This is a genomic window from Nonomuraea sp. NPDC059194, assembly GCF_042754765.1.
GTDB lineage: Bacteria > Actinomycetota > Actinomycetes > Streptosporangiales > Streptosporangiaceae > Nonomuraea.
The window spans coordinates 38,630-55,802 of the sequence record NZ_JBHZBH010000027.1; the positions used below are offsets into that span (position 1 = coordinate 38,630).

Consider the following 17,173-nt stretch of genomic DNA (forward strand, 5'->3'; position numbering starts at 1 on the left):
GCCTTGCGGTTAGCTGCCCGGTCCCTCTTCTCCGGGATGACTGCCCGGATGCCGCGTCTGCGCAGGTAGGCGCGGTTGGGCAGGGCAGCGCAGCGCTGCGCAGGGAAATCTCATGATCCGAACCCCGAACAGGCCTTAGCGGCGTGTCTTGTGGATCACCGGACGGCTTCCAGGAACCCCTGCGGGTGCAGGAAGGTGAACTCGATTTCTTCCCACCCGAGTGGGTGTCGCTGCCGCAGACATCCTCTGCACGCCTGCTCCCTCCCATGCCGGCGATGTGCTCGACGGCCAATCATCGCCAGGCGTCGGTTGATCGCCACCGATCAACCAAACTGATCAACAGGGCAGGGCGAATGGGCAGACCGCGGTTCCACTGCCAGATCGATCACGCGTTTCGCGCACGATCTACGCCAGACGGATGAACCAGAGGCGCGACCGGCGGACCAACTCCGCGCGTGTCTAGTGCTGGGCCATGTCCACGAAGCGGCTGTAGTGGCCCTGGAAGGCGACGGTGACGGTCGCGGTCGGGCCGTTACGGTGCTTCGCCACTATGAGGTCCGCCTCACCCGCCCTGGGCGACTCCCGCTCGTAGGCGTCCTCACGATGCAGCAGGATCACCATGTCCGCATCTTGTTCGATAGATCCAGATTCGCGAAGGTCGCTGACCGCGGGGCGCTTGTCGGTGCGCTGTTCGGGGCCACGGTTGAGCTGGGAGATCGCGATCACCGGCACCTCGAGCTCCTTGGCCAGCAGCTTGATCGACCGCGAGATCTCCGACACCTCGTTCTGCCGGGACTCCGTCTTCTTCGGCGAGCTCATCAGCTGGAGGTAGTCGATGATGACGAACCGCAGGTCGTTGCGCTGCTTCAGGCGGCGGCACTTGGCCCTGATCTCCATCATCGACATGTTGGGCGAGTCGTCGATGAACAGCGGCGCCTCGGCCACCTCGCTCATCCGGCGGGCGAGCCTGGTCCAGTCGTCGTCGTTCATCATGCCGGAGCGCATCGCGTGGAGCGCCACCCGCGCCTCGGCCGACAGCAGTCGCATGGTGATCTCGTTGCGGGACATCTCCAGCGAGAAGACGACGGTCGTCATTCCATGCTTGATCGCCGCCGACCTCGCGAAGTCCAGCCCCAGCGTGCTGTTGTGCGTGGGAACGCAGGACTTCCCGGCAAGGTACATGTGATCGTCGTTGTCGACTTCCACACAGCGCACGGGCACCGACGGGATGGGCCGAACGTCGACGATGTAGCGGGCGCGGGTCTTCGGGTGCGCGGTGCCGACCAGCCTGGCCGCCTTGCGGGGCAGCCGGAAGACCTTGTCGGCGGTCATGAAGTCGATCACGCAGGTGGCCCGGCCGTGGACCTGCTTCGTCCGCATGGTCGCCTGGTAACCGAGACCGAGGACGAGCTCGAGAACGCCCTCGGCCAGTCGCCGGTCGGCGACGGCGAACCGGATCCGGCCGTCCTCGTCAACCGTGCCGTGGGAGTCGAGCAGGCCCGCGAGGAGGTCGCGGCGTTGCCGTTCGGACGCCCTCAGGTAGCGCATGGGGACGTGCTTGTCGTTCAGCACCCCCATGCCCCGCAACGCGGGGAGCTCCATATGGAGGTTCGAGGGGACGATCCGCAGACCTTCGGCTTCGAGGTGAGCGATGATCTCCGCGTCCGCTGTGGTGAGCCGTGCCGCTGCGCTGTGGCCGTCGCCCAGCCAGATCCCGAGCGCGTACGGCGGCAGCGGCAGGTCCTGCTCCTCCAGTTGGAAGGCTCCGGCGACCTCGACCGCGTGGTTCGGCCGCCCGTCGAGCGATGCGCAGCGCAGCGAGGCCGCGATCTCTTCCGTGGTGTGGACACCTTTGTGCGTCGCAGTCGTGGCCGCGTCAAGCGCGCCGAGCAGTTGCGCGGCCGGATAGACCGGCACCCGGCCGACCATGCCCGCCTGCCCCACGTGGCGCCGCGCCGTGGGAGCGGCGAGAGTGATGAGTCGCTCGGGCTGCGCAGAGGCCGCGTCGCACGCGGCGCGCACGCGGCGTACCGAGTCGTCGTGCCGGTACGCCGTGCGTTTCGGTGCGGGGCGGCGGCTCGCCCTGGTGCTCGTCCGCCACTGGTGCTGCGCGTCCGCGACGATGACGGTGCCGTCGCTGAACTCGACCTCGTAGCAGGGCCTGTCCACCATGACGTCGGTGGCCGCGACGACCTTGGTCGGCCTGCCGTCCGCGCCGATGAGGTAGTCGCCCACGCGGACCTCGCCCATGCTCGTCCATCCGGTGGGCGTGGGCAGTGGGGTGTCGAGCGCCAGCGCCTTGCCGATGGCGGGGCGGGCGGCGACGACGATCATCTGGCCGGGGTGGAGGCCGTTGGTGAGGGAGTCGAGGTCCTGGAAGCCGGTCGGGACGCCGACCATCTGGCCGCCGCGGGAGCCGATCGCCTCCAGCTCGTCGAGCGCGCCGGGCATGATGTCGGACAGCGGCGCGTAGTCTTCGGACGTGCGGCGCTCGGTGACCTTGTAGATCTCCGCCTGGGCCCGGTCGACGAGGTCGTCGACCTCTTCGTTCTGCCCGCCGTACCCGAAGGAGACGATGCGGGTGCCGGCCTCGATGAGGCGGCGCAGGATGGCCTGCTCCCGCACGATCTTGGCGTAGTAGCCGGCGTTGGCGGCGGTGGGGACGACGGCGGTCAGCGTGTGGAGGTAGGCGGCGCCGCCCACTCTGGCCATCTCGCCGCGCTTCTGCAGCTCGTCGAAGACGGTGACGGCGTCGGCGGGCTCGCCCCTGCCGTAGAGGTCGGTGACGACCTCGTAGATCATCTGGTGCGCGGGGCGGTAGAAGTCGTCGGACCTGATGATCTCGACGACGTCGGCGATGGCGTCCTTGGACAGCAGCATGCCGCCCAGGACGGACTGCTCCGCCTCGATGTTGCTCGGTGGGGTGCGCTCGAAGCCCGGCCCGCCACCGCCCGGCTCTTCGTCTTCCATGGTCACCGCGCCCCCTCGAAACACCTAGCAGGCGGTCGCACCACCCCCACTTGTAGTCGACCGGGCTGACAGTTTCGCCCGTCGATAGACGGTACGGCAACGCAGCCTGTGGACAACCCTGTGGTCAACCTGTGCAGGAACCGGTGGATGAAGCCCAACTCCTGTGGACGAGACTGTGGATAACTCTGAGCCGAGTTGTGGAAAACCGCTCTGACCTGGGAAAACATTGTCCACTGCCTGTGGAGGAAAGAAAGTTGGCGCGACACGCCAAAGGATCATTACGTAAGGGGCATAATTGCTCAATGCTCATTACTCGCCAGGATCGGGAGATTCTGCGCCTGGCGCTGCCCGCGTTCGGATCGCTGGTCGCCGAGCCGCTGTTTCTGATCGCCGACTACGCGATCGTGGGCCACGGGCTGGGCACCACGGCGGTCGGCGCGCTCGGCGTGGCGGGCACCGTGCTGTCGACGCTCGTCTACCTCTGCGTGTTCCTCGCCTACGGCACCACCGCCTCCGTCGCCAGGCAGATCGGCGCGGGCAACCACACCCGCGCGATGCGCGGCGGCGTGGACGGGATGTGGCTGGCCTTCGCCATCGGCGTCGCGCTGATCGTGATCTGCTGGCCGCTGTCGCCCGCGATCGTCGAGCTGTTCGGGGCCGCACCGGGCCAGTCCGCCGAGGCCGTCACCTACCTGCGGATCAGCTTGCTCGGCACCCCCGCCATGCTCGTCGTGCTCGCCGGCACCGGCGTGCTGCGCGGAATGCAGGACACCAGGACGCCGCTCGTCGTGGCGATCGGCTCGTTCGCGCTGAACGCCGTGCTCAACGCCTGGTTCGTGCTCGGCCTGGACTGGGGCATCGCGGGCTCGGCCTGGGGCACCGTACTCGCGCAGACCATCGGCGCCGCCGTCTATCTGCGGGTCGTCGTCCAGGGCGCGCGCCGCGCGGGCGTGTCGCTCGCGCCCGGCCTGTCGGGCATCAAGCAGGCCGGTACGGCCGGCGTCGCCCTCCTGATCAGGACCGTCTGCCTGCGCATCGTGCTGCTCGTCGCCACGGCGGTGGCGACCAGGCTGGGCACCGCCGAACTGGCCGCGCACGCCATCGTCACCCAGCTGTGGACACTGCTGGCCCTCGCCCTCGACGCCATCGCGATCGCCGGGCAGGCCATCACCGGGCGCTCGCTCGGCGCGGGCGACGCCGAGGGCACCAGGGCCGCCACCCGGCGCATGGTGTGGTGGGGGCTGTGGTCGGGCGTCCTGCTCGGCCTGCTCGTCGTCGCGGGCCGGCCGTTCTTCCCCGGCGTCTTCGACGCCGATCCACAGGTGACCGCCGAACTGCTCGCGGTGCTGTGGGTGGTGGCGCTGTTCCAGCCGATCTCGGGCATCGTGTTCGTGCTCGACGGCGTCCTCATCGGCGCGGGCGACCAGCGTTACCTGGCGTGGGCGGGGGTGTGGACGACGCTCGCCTACCTGCCGGTGGCGCTCGTCGCGGGCGACCTGGTGGTGCTCTGGCTGGCGCTCGGCGTGTGGATGATCGCCCGTTTGGTCACGCTCGGTGGCCGCGCGTACGGCACGCGGTGGCTAGTTACCGGAGGTTGACCACTCGTCAACCGGACCGTGCTTGCCTGGCACGGTCCACGACTTGCAAGGTGGGAGCCTTCTCCTAGGCGATAGGTACAAAGACGTGCGCCGCCTCCCCCTGTCCGCGGCCCTCGGCCTGCGCACCGGTGCAAGGCACAGCCTCCACCGGCTCTACCGGCCTGCCGACCTGGTGGTTCTCGGTCTGGGCGTGATGATCGGCGCCGGCATCTTCAGCGTCGCGGGCCGCCAGGCGGCCACCACGGCCGGCCCTGGCGTGATCCTCTCTTTCATGATCGCCGGGATCGCCTCGCTGCTGGCCGCGCTCTGTTACGCCGAGCTGGCCTCGGCGATCCCCGCCTCCGGCAGCGCCTACACCTTCACCTACGTCCTGTTCGGCGAGGTCTGGGCGTGGGTGGTCGGGTGGGCGCTGGTGCTGGAGATGCAGCTCGCGGCGGCGGTCGTGGCGCAGGTGTGGGCGCTGTACGCGGAGCAGACGCTCGCCGACTTCGGGCTGAGCCTGCCGATGCCGTCCGGCGTGCTGACCGCGTTCATCCTCGCCGTGCTGACCGCGACCGTCGCGGTGAGTGCCAGGATCGGGCTGCGCGCGCTGTGGGTGATCGTCGTGGCCAAGCTGCTGGCCGTCGGCGCGGTGATCGTCTTCGGGGCGCTCCACTTCGACGCGGCCAACCTGGGCGGGTTCATCGCGCCGCACCAGCCGTCGCCGGGGCCGTCCGACACGCTGCTGGGGCTGGTCGTGGGGCCGACGGGCAGCTTCGGGTGGTTCGGGGTGTTCGCGGCGGCGCCCGCGATCGCGTTCGCCTACATCGGCTTCGACATCGTGGCCACCGCCTCGGAGGAGACGCTGGACGCGCCGCGTGCCGTACCGAAGGGCATGATCCGCAGCCTGGTGATCGCCACCGTGCTCTACATCGCGGTGGCGGTGGTGATGGTCGGCATGGTGCCGTACACGCGGATCTCCGAGTCGGCGCCGCTGGCGGCGGCGTTCGCGGCCGTGGGTGAGAACGCGATGGTGCACGTGATCAACATCGGCGCCGTTCTCGGGCTGACGACCGTGATCCTGGTGCTGATCGCGGGGCAGACGCGCATCATGTTCGCGATGGCGCGCGACGGGCTGCTGCCGCGCCGGCTGGCGACGGTCAGCCGGCGATACCACACCCCTTCCAGGGTGACGCTGGTGATCGGAGTGGCCGCGATCCTGCTGGCCGAGCTCGCGCCGGTGCTGATGCTGGAGCAGCTGGTGGTGATCGGCACGCTGTTCGCGTTCCTCGCGGTGGCGGTGGGCGTGATCGCGCTGCGCCGCCGGATGCCCGGCACTCCCCGCGAGTTCAGCGTGCCGCTGTCACCGCTGCTGCCCGCGCTGTCGGTGCTGGCCACGCTGTGGCTGATGGTCAACCTCAGCGTGCAGACGTGGCTGTCGTTCGCGGCGTGGATGGCGGTGGGAGTCCTGGTCTATCTCGCGTACGGCAGGCGCCGCAGCCTCCTGGCCCCCGCCGCGCACGCCGCCTCGGGACGCGGCCGGCACCGGCGCTGACATCGCAGCTGACACCGTCAGAAGCGGCCCGACTCGATCACGCTGCGCAGGAAGTCGCGCGTGCGAAGATGCTGAGGATCGGTGAAGATCTGCTCAGGGCTGCCGCGTTCGAGCAGCACACCCCCGTCCAGGAAGCAGACCGTGTCGGCGATGTCCCTGCAGAAGCTCATCTCGTGCGTCGTCAGGACCATCGTCATGCCCGCGCCCTTGAGCTCCCTGATGATGCCGAGCACCTCGGTGACCAGCTCGGGGTCGAGCGCGGAGGTGACCTCGTCGAGCAGCATCAGCCTGGGCTGCGTGGCCAGCGCGCGGATGATGGCCACCCGCTGCTGCTGCCCGCCCGAGAGCTGGTCGGGAAAGGCTCCCGCCCTCTGCGCCAGACCGAACCTGGCCAGCAGCTCGCGCGCCTGCTCCTCCGCCTGCTTCCTGGCCACCTTGTGCACCTGGCGAGGAGCGAGCGTGATGTTGTCGAGCACGCTCATGTGCGGGAACAGGTTGAACGCCTGGAAGACGATGCCCATGCGCTTGCGCACGCCGTCGACGTCCACGCGAGGGTCGGTGATCTCCTGACCGTCGAGCGTGATGACCCCGTCGTCGACGGTCTCGAGCAGGTTGACCGTACGCAGCAGGGTCGACTTGCCCGAACCCGAGGCGCCGATGAGGCAGACCACCTCGTGCGGGGCCACCTCCAGGTCGATCCCGCGCAGGACGGCGTGGTCGTGGTAGCTCTTCCACACCCCTTCGAGGCTGAGCACGCTCATCGGCCCCTCCTGCGCTGCGAACGGGCGGCCAGATAGTCGGTGAAGCGCGCCATCGGGATCGTGAGCAGGATGAACAGCAACGCGGCCACCAGGTAGGGCGTGTAGTTGAAGGTGCTGGAGGCGTGGATCTGCGCCTGCCGCAGCGCCTCGATCGCACCGATCGTCGCCACCAGCGCGGTGTCCTTCTGCAGCGACACGAAGTCGTTCAGTAGCGGCGGGATGACCCTGCGCACCGCCTGTGGCAGCACCACGAACCGCATCGTCTTGCCCTGGGAGAGCCCGAGCGAGCGGGCCGCGGCCACCTGGCTCGGATGGACCGACTCGATGCCGGAGCGGAACACCTCCGCCACGTAGGCGCCGTAGGAGAGCGTCAGCGCGATGATGCCGAGCGTCGCCTCGTCCGAGGGGATGCCCTGCAGCCGCAGCGCGGGCAGGCCGAACCCGACGAGGTAGACCAGCAGGATCGTCGGGACGCCGCGGAAGATGTCGGTGTAGGCGATGGCCAGGCAGCGCAGCGGGAAGAACACCGGCGCCGTCAGCCCGCGCGCCAGCGCCACCAGCAGCCCGACGATGAGGATCAACGGCTCGGCGATCAGGAAGATCTTGACGTTGACCAGGAACCCGTCGAGCACGTCGGGCAGCGCTTTGACGAACTGCTCGGGGTTGAAGAAGGTGTCCTGCACCCGGTCCCAGCCGGGGGCGTTCGTGACCACCCAGACCACGAGCACCAGGAACACGATCGTCGAGACGGTGGCCGTGGACGCCGAACGGCGGGCGCGCCTGGCGCGCACCCGCTCGCGTTCACGTTGCCTGTCGCTCTTGACCCAGGTGGTTTCCGCCATCACTTCAGCTCGGGAGCACCAGCCGCCTCGCCGAGCCACTGCTGCTCGATCTTGGCCAGCTCACCCTTGGACTTCAGCGCCTCGATCGCCTTGTCCACGCAGGACTTCAGCGGGCTGCCCTTCTCCATGACCAGGCCGAACTCCTCCGGCTCCGCGCCCGTGGCGCTGAACTGGCCGACGATCGCGGAGTTGTCGACCTGGGCGGCGGTCACGTAGAAGGCGGTCGGCAGGTCGACCACGAGGGCGTCGACCTGGCCGTTCTTCAGCGCGTTGACCGCGTCGATCTGCTCGTTGTAGACCTTGGGCAGGCTCGAGGGGCGCACCACCTGCTGCACCGCGCTGAACGCGGTCGTGCCGACCTGCACGCCGATCTTGACGTCCTTGAGCGCGTCGAGAGTCGTGGCACCGGCGACCTTGGAGCCCTTGAGCGCGACGACGGCCTGCTTGACCGTGTAGTAGCCCTTGCTGAAGTCGACCGCGCCGGCCCGCTGCGGAGTGATCGAGACCTGGTTGATGTCGAAGTCGAACTTCTTCGCGCCGGGGGCGAAAGCCGTGTCGAACTTGATCGTCGACCACTGCACCTCGTCGCGGTCGAAGCCCATCTCGCCGGCGACGGCGTAGGCGACCGCGCTCTCGAAGCCCTGGCCGTTGGCGGGGTCGTCGCCCTTGAACCACGGCTCGTAGGCGGGCTTGTCGGTGCCGATGGTCAGCTTGCCTGCGTTGATCAGCTTGAGCTGGTCCTTCGTGCAGGCGGTGGAGGCGGCGGCGGTCGGCGCGGCCGTACTCGCGGTGTTGTCGGCGGGCGCGCACGCCACAGCGGCCGTCGCCAGCGCACCGAGCGCGAGCAGCATCGAAGGGCGGACCATGGGTGAGCCTCCACGTCATTTGAATGAACGTGCAAATTGTACGCGGCCCTAATGGAGGATCAGTTCGGCCCCATATGTGCGGCTCTCAGCGCACCGGCCGGGCGCTTGACGGCCCGGCGGCGTGATCCGGCGGGAGCGGTCCGGCGGGCGGAGGTCTGGGGGCGGTGGCTGGGCCGTGCAAAGGGCCGTGCAAAGGGCCGTGGAACGGCGAAGCCCCCGCGGGGAGAACCCTGCGGGGGCTTCGGTCGTGAAGTGGCCGCTTAGCCGGCGACGACCTCGACGTCGACGGAGGCGGAAACCTCGGGGTGCAGCTTGACGCTGACCTTGTGGGAGCCGACGCTCTTGATCGCGTTGACGATCTCGATGCGGCGGCGGTCGAGGGTCGGGCCCCCGGCCTTCTTGACCGCGTCGGCGATGTCACCGGTGGTGATCGAGCCGAACAGGCGGCCGGACTCGCCGGCGCGCGTGGTCAGCTTGACCTTGAGGGCGCCGAGCTGGCCGGCGATCTCCTTGGCGGTGCCCAGGTCGCGGATCTCGCGGGCGTCGCGCGCCTTCTTGATCGAAGCGATCTGCTTCTCGCCGCCGCGCGTCCACAGGAGCGCGTAGCCGCGGGGCACGAGGTAGTTGCGGCCGTAGCCGTCCTTGACCTCGACGATGTCGCCGGGGGCGCCGAGGCCGGAGACCTCGGTGGTGAGGATGAGCTTCATGTCGCAAGCCTCCTTAGCGCGCGGTGCTCGTGTAGGGCAGCAGAGCCACCTCACGGGCGTTCTTGATCGCGGTCGCCACGTCGCGCTGGTGCTGGGTGCAGTTGCCCGTCACCCGGCGCGCACGGATCTTGCCGCGGTCGGAGATGAACTTCCGAAGCAGCGCCGTGTCCTTGTAGTCGACGTAGGAGATCTTGTCGTGGCAGAACAGGCAAACCTTCTTCTTGGGCTTGCGCAGTGCCGGCTTAGCCATCGTGGTGCTCCTTTCAGAGCCCCGCCGTGAAGCGGGAATGGACTCGGGCTTGTTGACAGGTGGTCAGGCCTCGCGGCCCGACCGTGAAGAGCCCGCGAACGGGCTCTTCGGATTAGAAGGGAGGCTCGTCGCTGAAGTCGCCGCCGCCGCCGCCGAAGCCGCCGCCACCCTGCTGGCCGCCGAAGCCGCCACCCTGGTTGCCGCCGCCACCGCCACCGCCGAAGCCGCCGCCGCCCTGGGGCGGGGCGGGCGTGGCCGAGGCCCACGGGTCATCGGCGGGACCGCCGCCGAAGCCGCCGCCACCGCCCTGACGGGAGGTGCGGTTGACCTTGGCGGTGGCGTTACGGAGAGACGGGCCGATCTCGTCGACCTCGACCTCGTAGACCGTGCGCTTCTCGCCTTCCTTGGTCTCGTAAGACCGTTGCTTGAGCCGCCCCTGAACGATGACCCGCATGCCGCGCTGCAGCGACTCGGCGACGTTTTCGGCCGCCTGACGCCACACGTTGCAGGTCAGGAAGAGGCTTTCGCCGTCCTTCCACTCGTTGGTCTGGCGGTCCATGAACCGCGGAGTGGACGCGACGCGGAACTGGGCCACGGCTTGCCCCGTAGGGGTGAAGCGCAGCTCAGGATCGTTGACAAGGTTGCCGACGATGGTGATGACGGTGTCGCCTGCTGCCATGGCTGGAGCCCTTCCTCAACTCTTGGGTTACGGCTCAGACTACGGCTCGCCCCCGACAGAAAATCGGGAGTGCGAGCTGCTTAGTGCACGTCCGGGCGGAGAACCTTGGTCCGCATGATGCCCTCGTTGAGGTTCATCTGGCGGTCGAGCTCCTTGACCGTGGCCGGCTCGGCGGACAGGTCGATGACGGCGTAGATGCCTTCCGACTTCTTGTCGATGTCGTAGGCGAGACGACGGCGGCCCCACACGTCGACCTTCTCCACGGTGCCACCGTCGTTGCGGACGACGGCGAGGAACTGGTCGAGGGACGGCGCCACAGTGCGCTCATCGAGCGAAGGGTCCAGGATCACCATTACTTCGTAACGACGCATGATGGACTCCAACCTCCTCTGGACTTTTGCGGTCACGACACTCTGCCGTGACAGGAGGACGCTGACGTTTTCACCGGAATCGCCCCTTTCGGCGATCCGGCGGCGGGTGACCCAGCACAACGCAGCCTGTTCAGGTTACCAGCCGCTCACGGATGGGAACCCCTTTACTGATGAGGGGGTGGTAGCCATGCCACACGTGCTTCGTCCCGGCGAGAACGACAGGTTCAGGCTGACGCTCAACAGCGACGGCCGCTCGCATCCGATCGAGAACATGATGTCCGTAGTGACGGTGGTGTTGGGCCTCGTCGCGTTCGGGGCGACCTTCTTCCCCGGCGGTCACGTGGTCTCGTCGTGGGCGGGTGCGCTCGGGTTCGGGGTCGGCCTCTACTCGCAGTACATCTCGGCGACGACGCCCGAGCGGGCGCTGAACATCGTGGGGATCGTGGCGTCCTTCGTGGGCGCGGCGCTGGGCATCGCGCGCGGCGGATTCATCCCATAAGCGGCGCTGGGCAGCGCGATTCATCCCTAAAGACACCTTCTGTGGTCGCCCGCCGACGAGGGGGCGGCCGTCGTCGTGGAGCCTGGAGCCGCGAAACGGCCGCCCACGCGGCGTGTCAGCCCAGGTGGAGGTCGCCGCCCAGCAGGAGGACGAACCACAGGAACGTGGCCAGCAGCGCCTCGGCGACGTCCTTCAACAGGGCGGGGGTGATGTAGTCGTAGATCCAGGCGACGTAGAGCCCGACGAGGACATAGATCAGGAAGACGAAACTGCCTAAGCGGTAGCGAGTCATCTCGCGCTCCTTGCGATCGGGGGGCTGCGCCCCAACTGCCCGGATGCGTCCACGCCAAACAGATAACCTGGGGGGCATGGTGCGCATCGGAGCTCATGTCGACCAGGACGATCCCGCCGCCCACGCGGCCGAACGCGACGCGGAGATCGTGCAGTTCTTCCTCGGCGACCCGCAGGGCTACAAGGCCCCGGTGCTGCCGGACAAGCCCGTCGAGGGCGTCGACATCTACATCCACGCGCCCTACCTGATCAACGTGGCGACGACCAACAACCGGATCAGGATCCCCAGCCGCAAGCTGCTGGAGCAGCACCTCAAGGCGGCCGCGGGCCTCGGCGCCAAGGGCCTGATCGTCCACGGCGGCCACCTCAACAAGGACGAGGACCCGCAGATCGGGTTCGACAACTGGCGCAAGGTGTTCGAGCGGATGGAGTGCCCCATCCCCGTGCTCATCGAGAACACCGCGGGCGGCGGCAACGCCATCGCCCGCAGGCTCGACCGCATCGCCCGGCTGTGGGAGGCGCTCGACGGGTTCGACGTGGGCTTCTGCCTCGACACCTGCCACGCCCACGCAGGCGGCGAGGAACTGATCGACGTCGTGGAGCGGGTCAAGGCCATCACCGGCCGCATCGACCTGGTCCACTGCAACGACTCGCGCGACCCGTTCGACTCGGGCGCCGACCGGCACGCCAACCTCGGGCAGGGTCAGATCGACTCCGAGCTGATTCTCGAGGTGTGCCGCAAGGCGGCGGCGCCGATCATCGTGGAGACGCCGTTCGCAGGTCAGGCCGAGGACATCGCCTTCCTCCGCAAGAACCTGTGAAGGTTGCCCACAGCCTGTGGATAACTTCCATGGATTACTTTCCGACGGAAGCGGGTAAAGATTTCAGCCCGCCCAGGCGCCGGTGAGGAACCGCAGGGCGTTCAGCACCATCAGCGGGCCGAGGAGCAGGCCGTACGCGATGATCCACTGGGTCGACAGCCGGGAGAGCAGCACCCACAGCGGGAACCACAGCAGCAGCGAGCGCGGCACCGACAGGTAGTAGGCCGACAGCAGCAGCGCGCCCGCCTGCAGCCCGCAGTAGACGAACTCGCTCCACCGGCGCCGCACGAGCAGCCACACCAGCACCGCCACGGCGACCACGGCGCCTACGATCTCCATGCGGAAGGCGACGGCGAAGTCGTCGGCGCCCATCGCCGAGTTCCACGTGGTCCGCCACGCCTCCCACGGCCACACCATCTCCCTGCCCCACCCCGCCTCCTGCGCGTGCTTCCAGGCGAGCCAGTCGCCGGTACGGCCGTGCAGGTACCACGAGTAGGCGATCAGCGGCACGAACGGAACGGCCAGCCACGGCAGTTCCCGCCACCGCGGCCTACTGAGCGCGAACTCGACGATCAGCGCGATCGCCAGGAACAACCCGGTGATGCGTACGGCAGACGCCCCCGCGGCCAGCAGTGCCGCCGCGGCCCACTGTCTCCTGCGCGCCGCCAGCCACGCGGGGATCGCCAGCGCGAGGAACAGCGCCTCGCTGTAGCCCGCGGCCAGGAAGACCGCCGTCGGGAACAGCACCATCGCCAGCACCGCCGCGCTGCCCGAGCCGCCCTCGAACTCCGCCAGCCGCGCCAGCGCCATCGCCGCCACGCCGCCCGCGACCAGCGAGATCAGCAGCCCGCACAGCGCCCAGTCGGACACCACCAGGTGGACGAGCCTGAGCATGGCGGGCATTCCGGGAAAGAACGCGGGCAGCCCTGGATCGGGCGGGACCGAGGGGTCGCCGGCGTAGCCGTACCTGGCGATGGTCACGAACAGGCCCGCGTCCCACTGCTTCCACCTGCTGAGGTAGCTGCCCGCGCCGACCAGCCACGACGCGCCCATCAGGGTGACGAGCAGGAGTCCGAGACGGGAGGCGACCCAGATCCCCAGCGCCTTCATCGGGCGAGCGAGAACCTGTCAGGGGCCCGGTCGAAGACGCCGCCGATCTGGTCGTCGACGCCCGCCTGCCGTACCAGGTCCTTGTCGGGACGGAGGATGTCGCGCACCACGAACGCCATCATGATGAGGATCGTGATGACGCGGCCCCAGACGGCGGTGAAGTAGACGTTGTCTCCGATGCCCAGATGTTTGCTCGACTCGTCCTGGTAGAGCAGGTAGAGCCAGATCGCGAAGAAGTACCACACCTCGGCGACCTGCCACAGCGCGATCGGCTTCCAGTTCGGCCTGGCCAGCACGGCGAACGGCACCAGCCACAGCACGAACTGCGGCGACCACACCTTGTTCGTCATCATGAACGCGGCCAGTGCCAGGAAGCAGATCTGCGCCAGGCGGGGCCGCTGCGGCGCCAGCACGGTCAGCACCGCGATGCCCAGGCACAGCAGGGCGAGCGAGATCATGCCGAGCAGGCTCGGGTCCATGTCGCCGAGGATGGGCCAGCCCTTGCGCTCGAAGAACAGCCAGGGCGAGCCCCAGTCGACGCCGCGCTCCTGCGAGAAGACGTAGAAGCGCCGCCAGCCTTCCCAGGCCAGCACCATGAAGGGCACGTTGACGACGAGCCAGGCGGCCGCCGCCGACCCCATCGAGACGAGGAACGGCCGCCACTTCCACGTGCGCACCGTCAGCAGGAACAGCGCGCCGACGAACATCAGCGGGTAGAACTTGGTCGCGATCGCCAGGCCGAGCAGCACGCCCGCGAGCACCTGACGGCCGCGCGCCCACGCCAGCAGGAAGCCCATGGACAGGGCGCCGGCGATGAGGTCCCAGTTGACGTAGGCGGCGAGGATCACGGCGGGGGCCAGCGCGTACCAGGCCGCGTCCCACCTGCGCGTGGGCCCGGCCACGGCGGCCATCAGCAGCACGCCGACCACGAGGGAGACGCCGAGCAGGATCACCGTGATGTCGTAGAAGCGCACCGCCTGCGTCGCCTCATGGGGCGACATCCAGCGCACCAGCCAGGTGATGACCTGCATGACCTCGCCGAGCACGACGGGGTACTCCACCTGCTTGTCGAACGGCACGTCCGCGAAGTAGGGGTTCTGCGTGTGCAGCTGCCGGTCGAAGAAGAGCGGGTAGATGTCGGTGTAGCAGGCGTTCGCATACGTCTGGATGGAGTTGTTCCAGCCGCCCGTCCTGCAGGGCAGCTTCCAGACGTAGGCGAGGATCGCCCCCAGGGCCGCGAACAACCCCAGGGGCAGGTACGGCACGGCCGCCCGTGCCGTGGCGAACAGCCGGGTCATTCGTCGTCGCGCCTGGTGGATCCCATGGGATCAGGCACCATGGCGCCGCCGCCCATCGGGTCCTCGCCGGTGCCGACGTCGCCGAGCCTGTCGGCCTCGGTGGTGCCGTCCTCGGGCAGCCCGTCGTTGTCCTCTTCGCCGCAGCCGAGCAGACCGCAGTCGTTACCGGTCTCGTCGCCCCACGGGTCTTCAGGCGTGCCGAACGGGTTGTCGGGCGTCGGCGTGGGGGTGGGCTTGGGCTTCTCGACGATGTTCTCCGGCTGGCCGATGTTGGCACGGCCGGGGAACGGCACAACCGGCTTGCCCTCGTGCGCCGCGAGCATGAACGCGCGCCACATCTCGGTGGGCGGGCCCGCGCCCTCGAAGCCGAGCGGCGCCTCGAAGGCCGTGCTGTAGACCCTCTTGATCCCGTCGTACTTGCTGTTCTTCTTGCCGTCGGTCGCCGGGCAGTGGGAATGCTTGGGCGGGACGACCTTGCCTGACTTGGTCTTGCACACCTCGCGGTAGAAGCCGACCGCCGTGGTGATCTGCGGGGTGTAGCCGACGAACCAGGCTTCCTTCTCGTTGTTGTTGGTGCCGGTCTTGCCGGCGGCGGGGCGGCTGCCGAGGCCCTTTCCTCCGGCGGTGCCGTTCTTGAGCACGGCTTCCATGGCGTAGGTGGCGTCGGCGGCCGCCTCAGCCGAGATCACCTTCCTGGGCGGCTGCGTCTCACGCACGACGACCAGTTTGTTGGGGTCGGTCATCTTCTGGACCACGTGGTAGTCGATGTGCTGGCCGGCGTTGGCGAAGATGGAGTAACCCGCCGCCTGCTCGACGGGCGACACGAGCGCCGAGCCGATCGAGAAACCGTACGAGTGGTCGTTGATGTCGGCTTGCATCCGCTTCGCGCCGAGACCGGCCTCCTCGACGATCCGCTGCACGTCCTCGAGTTTGCCGGGAAGCTTGTAGGCCATGGAGACGTAGGCGGTGTTGACAGATTGGGCAGTGGCCTTGACGACGTCCACGGCCACGCCGACGTTGTGGCTGTTGCGGTAACCGCCGTCCTGCTGACCGGGGATCTCCTTGGGCACGGTCTCGTTTCCCGGAACGAGACTGCTGAGGCTGTAACCCGCGTCGAGCCAGGCGGCCAGCACGTAGGGCTTGAACGCCGAGGCCGCCTGCTTGTAGGAGTCGAACGCCTCGTTCCACGGGTCGGTCACGAAGTCCTTGCCGCCGTAGAAGGCCAGCACCCTGCCGGTCTTGTTGTCGACGGTGGCGAGACCCGCGTGGAATTCGCTGTTCATCCGGGACAGGACACCCTCGGCGGCCTTCTTGGCCTCCAGCATCAGCCTTCTGTCGAAGGTCGAGACGATCTCGTAGCCGCCGGAGCCGATCATGTCCTTGGTGTAGCCGTGCTTCCCGAGCTCCTTCAGCACCTCCTCGACCATGTAGCCCTTGAGCCCCGCCAGATCGTTCTTCTCGCTGTCCGGCTGCACCTTGGGGAACTTGGCGGTCGAGGGCAGGTTGCCGTACTTCTCCGGGAAGTGCTCCGCCATCTTCTTGATGACGTCGTTCCACCGGTACTTCAGCGCGGGGTCGTCGATCTTCCAGTTGGGCTGCTGGATACGCGCCGCCAGGTAGGCGGCCTCCGACACGGTGAGGTTCTTGGCGTTCTTCGGCTTTTTCCTGGTGCTGAAGTAGGCGTCGGCCGCCGCCTCGATACCGTACGCCCGTCCATAGTTGATCGTGTTGAGGTAGTCCTTGAGGATCCGCTCCTTCGGATAACTCTTGTTGATCTTTACGGCGACGAAGATCTCCTTGATCTTCCGCTGGACCGTCTGCTCCTGGCTGAGGCCCTCGTAGTAGTTACGGGCCATCTGCTGGGTGATGGTGGAGGCGCCCTGGACCTGCTGCCCCGTCACGGTCATGTACACGGAACGGAACATGCCGCGGATGGAGATGCCGGAGTCTTCGTAGAACTCCGGGTTCTCGATGGCGATCGTCGCGTCCTTCACCGCGTCGTTGACCTCGGCGAGGTCGACGATCTTCCTGGGGGTGCCCCAGCGGGCGATCTCGGTCTTGCTGTCGTTGTAGTAGATGACGCTCGCCTGCGCCGTCGCGTCGTTCTGCGCAACCGTGGGCAACGGCATGTTCGCGTAGGCGACCCAGACCATGCCGAACAGGCCGGCCGCCACCACGACCATGCCGGCCATGACGATCTTCCAGTTCGGGATGAACCGCTTCCACCCGCGGCCGCCCTTGCCGGAGCCTTCGCCGCCGCCGCCACCGCCACGGCCGGGGCCCTCGGGGCCGCCCGGGCCGCGGCCGCCACGGGAACGGCGGGGCCCCGCCCCGCCCACCATCGTCTCCTCAGCGCTGCGCCTGCGCGTCGACGTCGGCGGTCCGCCGGTCGGGTACTGCGCGGTCCGCTGTGGCATCTGCTGCGGCCCCGACGGCCTGGAGGGAGCCGGCGGCTGGGCGTCCATGGCGCCGGTCTGCTCGAAGGCCGCCTCGGGGCGGCGGTCGGCGGCCCAACCGGTTTGCGGCGGCTGCGAAGCGGGCACAGAACTCGAGCGACGGCGCCTTCCCTGGCGAGC

16 protein-coding genes are annotated in these 17,173 nt (G+C 68.4%); 4 read left to right on the plus strand and 12 right to left on the minus strand.

Going from position 1 to position 17,173, the window contains the following annotated elements; translation table 11 throughout:
• Window positions 1–459: 459 nt before the first annotated feature.
• Window positions 460–2,970 (minus strand): replicative DNA helicase, encoded by a 2,511-nt coding sequence (gene dnaB, locus ACFXJ8_RS28925; RefSeq protein ID WP_379647192.1) that lies wholly within the window; start codon window positions 2,968–2,970, stop codon window positions 460–462.
• Window positions 2,971–3,272: 302 nt separating this feature from the next.
• Between dnaB and ACFXJ8_RS28930 the strand changes: the two genes are divergently transcribed.
• Together ACFXJ8_RS28930 and ACFXJ8_RS28935 are read left to right on the plus strand one after the other, a co-directional pair.
• Window positions 3,273–4,568 (plus strand): MATE family efflux transporter, encoded by a 1,296-nt coding sequence (locus tag ACFXJ8_RS28930; protein ID WP_379647126.1) that lies wholly within the window; start codon window positions 3,273–3,275, stop codon window positions 4,566–4,568.
• Between the two features lie 85 nt (window positions 4,569–4,653).
• Window positions 4,654–6,102, plus strand: a complete 1,449-nt coding sequence (locus tag ACFXJ8_RS28935; protein ID WP_379647127.1) for an amino acid permease — start codon at window positions 4,654–4,656, stop codon at window positions 6,100–6,102.
• A gap of 17 nt (window positions 6,103–6,119) precedes the next feature.
• On the opposite strand, the gene ACFXJ8_RS28940 is transcribed toward ACFXJ8_RS28935, so the two are convergent.
• The 7 genes from ACFXJ8_RS28940 to rpsF form a co-directional block, all read right to left on the minus strand.
• The gene (locus ACFXJ8_RS28940; protein ID WP_379647128.1) at window positions 6,120–6,863 is read right to left on the minus strand and encodes an amino acid ABC transporter ATP-binding protein; all 744 of its coding nucleotides are present in this window, start codon (window positions 6,861–6,863) and stop codon (window positions 6,120–6,122) included.
• A complete protein-coding gene (locus tag ACFXJ8_RS28945) occupies window positions 6,860–7,705 on the minus strand; it encodes an amino acid ABC transporter permease (RefSeq protein WP_379647129.1) in 846 nt (281 codons plus the stop codon). The genes ACFXJ8_RS28940 and ACFXJ8_RS28945 overlap by 4 nt, the downstream gene beginning before the upstream one ends.
• On the minus strand, window positions 7,705–8,571 hold the full coding sequence (locus ACFXJ8_RS28950; protein ID WP_379647130.1) for an ABC transporter substrate-binding protein: 867 nt from the start codon (window positions 8,569–8,571) through the stop codon (window positions 7,705–7,707). The genes ACFXJ8_RS28945 and ACFXJ8_RS28950 overlap by 1 nt, the downstream gene beginning before the upstream one ends.
• A 260-nt stretch (window positions 8,572–8,831) precedes the next feature.
• Window positions 8,832–9,278: a 50S ribosomal protein L9 gene (rplI, locus tag ACFXJ8_RS28955; RefSeq protein WP_379647131.1), complete on the minus strand. Its 447-nt coding sequence runs from the start codon at window positions 9,276–9,278 to the stop codon at window positions 8,832–8,834.
• A 13-nt stretch (window positions 9,279–9,291) separates the two neighbouring features.
• Window positions 9,292–9,528, minus strand: a complete 237-nt coding sequence (gene rpsR, locus ACFXJ8_RS28960) for a 30S ribosomal protein S18 (RefSeq protein ID WP_020543048.1) — start codon at window positions 9,526–9,528, stop codon at window positions 9,292–9,294.
• 112 nt (window positions 9,529–9,640) lie between these two features.
• Window positions 9,641–10,207 carry a single-stranded DNA-binding protein gene (locus tag ACFXJ8_RS28965; RefSeq protein ID WP_379647132.1) on the minus strand — a complete coding sequence of 189 codons (567 nt, stop codon included), beginning with the start codon at window positions 10,205–10,207 and terminating at the stop codon, window positions 9,641–9,643.
• 80 nt (window positions 10,208–10,287) lie between these two features.
• A complete protein-coding gene (rpsF, locus tag ACFXJ8_RS28970; protein WP_379572850.1) occupies window positions 10,288–10,578 on the minus strand; it encodes a 30S ribosomal protein S6 in 291 nt (96 codons plus the stop codon).
• 187 nt (window positions 10,579–10,765) lie between these two features.
• On the opposite strand from rpsF, the gene ACFXJ8_RS28975 reads away from it, so the two are divergent.
• Window positions 10,766–11,077 carry a hypothetical protein gene (locus tag ACFXJ8_RS28975; protein ID WP_379647133.1) on the plus strand — a complete coding sequence of 104 codons (312 nt, stop codon included), beginning with the start codon at window positions 10,766–10,768 and terminating at the stop codon, window positions 11,075–11,077.
• 115 nt (window positions 11,078–11,192) lie between these two features.
• Here the strand turns inward: ACFXJ8_RS28975 and ACFXJ8_RS28980 are convergent, their stop codons facing one another.
• Entirely contained in the window at window positions 11,193–11,369 is a 177-nt protein-coding gene (locus tag ACFXJ8_RS28980) for a hypothetical protein (RefSeq protein ID WP_379647134.1), read from the minus strand.
• A gap of 76 nt (window positions 11,370–11,445) precedes the next feature.
• Between ACFXJ8_RS28980 and ACFXJ8_RS28985 the strand changes: the two genes are divergently transcribed.
• Entirely contained in the window at window positions 11,446–12,189 is a 744-nt protein-coding gene (locus tag ACFXJ8_RS28985; protein ID WP_379647135.1) for a deoxyribonuclease IV, read from the plus strand.
• A 63-nt stretch (window positions 12,190–12,252) separates the two neighbouring features.
• Here ACFXJ8_RS28985 and ACFXJ8_RS28990 read toward each other — a convergent pair whose 3' ends face one another.
• Genes ACFXJ8_RS28990 through ACFXJ8_RS29000 form a run of 3 tightly spaced genes read right to left on the minus strand, consistent with a single transcriptional unit; the run spans window position 12,253 to window position 17,140 of the window.
• A complete protein-coding gene (locus ACFXJ8_RS28990; protein ID WP_379647136.1) occupies window positions 12,253–13,299 on the minus strand; it encodes a mannosyltransferase family protein in 1,047 nt (348 codons plus the stop codon).
• On the minus strand, window positions 13,296–14,597 hold the full coding sequence (locus ACFXJ8_RS28995) for a glycosyltransferase family 87 protein (protein WP_379647137.1): 1,302 nt from the start codon (window positions 14,595–14,597) through the stop codon (window positions 13,296–13,298). Before ACFXJ8_RS28995 ends, ACFXJ8_RS28990 begins: the two co-directional genes overlap by 4 nt.
• Window positions 14,594–17,140: a transglycosylase domain-containing protein gene (locus ACFXJ8_RS29000; RefSeq protein ID WP_379647138.1), complete on the minus strand. Its 2,547-nt coding sequence runs from the start codon at window positions 17,138–17,140 to the stop codon at window positions 14,594–14,596. Before ACFXJ8_RS29000 ends, ACFXJ8_RS28995 begins: the two co-directional genes overlap by 4 nt.
• Window positions 17,141–17,173: the final 33 nt, after the last annotated feature.

Excerpts from the sequence above, each read along its gene's own strand:
- dnaB (WP_379647192.1), bottom strand. The coding sequence starts at position 2,970 with ATGGAAGACGAAGAGCCGGGCGGTGGCGGGCCGGGCTTCGAGCGCACC.
- ACFXJ8_RS28930 (WP_379647126.1), top strand. The coding sequence starts at position 3,273 with ATGCTCATTACTCGCCAGGATCGGGAGATTCTGCGCCTGGCGCTGCCC.
- ACFXJ8_RS28940 (WP_379647128.1), bottom strand. The coding sequence starts at position 6,863 with ATGAGCGTGCTCAGCCTCGAAGGGGTGTGGAAGAGCTACCACGACCAC.
- ACFXJ8_RS28945 (WP_379647129.1), bottom strand. The coding sequence starts at position 7,705 with ATGGCGGAAACCACCTGGGTCAAGAGCGACAGGCAACGTGAACGCGAG.
- ACFXJ8_RS28950 (WP_379647130.1), bottom strand. The coding sequence starts at position 8,571 with ATGGTCCGCCCTTCGATGCTGCTCGCGCTCGGTGCGCTGGCGACGGCC.
- rplI (WP_379647131.1), bottom strand. The coding sequence starts at position 9,278 with ATGAAGCTCATCCTCACCACCGAGGTCTCCGGCCTCGGCGCCCCCGGC.
- rpsR (WP_020543048.1), bottom strand. The coding sequence starts at position 9,528 with ATGGCTAAGCCGGCACTGCGCAAGCCCAAGAAGAAGGTTTGCCTGTTC.
- ACFXJ8_RS28965 (WP_379647132.1), bottom strand. The coding sequence starts at position 10,207 with ATGGCAGCAGGCGACACCGTCATCACCATCGTCGGCAACCTTGTCAAC.
- rpsF (WP_379572850.1), bottom strand. The coding sequence starts at position 10,578 with ATGCGTCGTTACGAAGTAATGGTGATCCTGGACCCTTCGCTCGATGAG.
- ACFXJ8_RS28975 (WP_379647133.1), top strand. The coding sequence starts at position 10,766 with ATGCCACACGTGCTTCGTCCCGGCGAGAACGACAGGTTCAGGCTGACG.
- ACFXJ8_RS28980 (WP_379647134.1), bottom strand. The coding sequence starts at position 11,369 with ATGACTCGCTACCGCTTAGGCAGTTTCGTCTTCCTGATCTATGTCCTC.
- ACFXJ8_RS28985 (WP_379647135.1), top strand. The coding sequence starts at position 11,446 with ATGGTGCGCATCGGAGCTCATGTCGACCAGGACGATCCCGCCGCCCAC.
- ACFXJ8_RS28990 (WP_379647136.1), bottom strand. The coding sequence starts at position 13,299 with ATGAAGGCGCTGGGGATCTGGGTCGCCTCCCGTCTCGGACTCCTGCTC.
- ACFXJ8_RS28995 (WP_379647137.1), bottom strand. The coding sequence starts at position 14,597 with ATGACCCGGCTGTTCGCCACGGCACGGGCGGCCGTGCCGTACCTGCCC.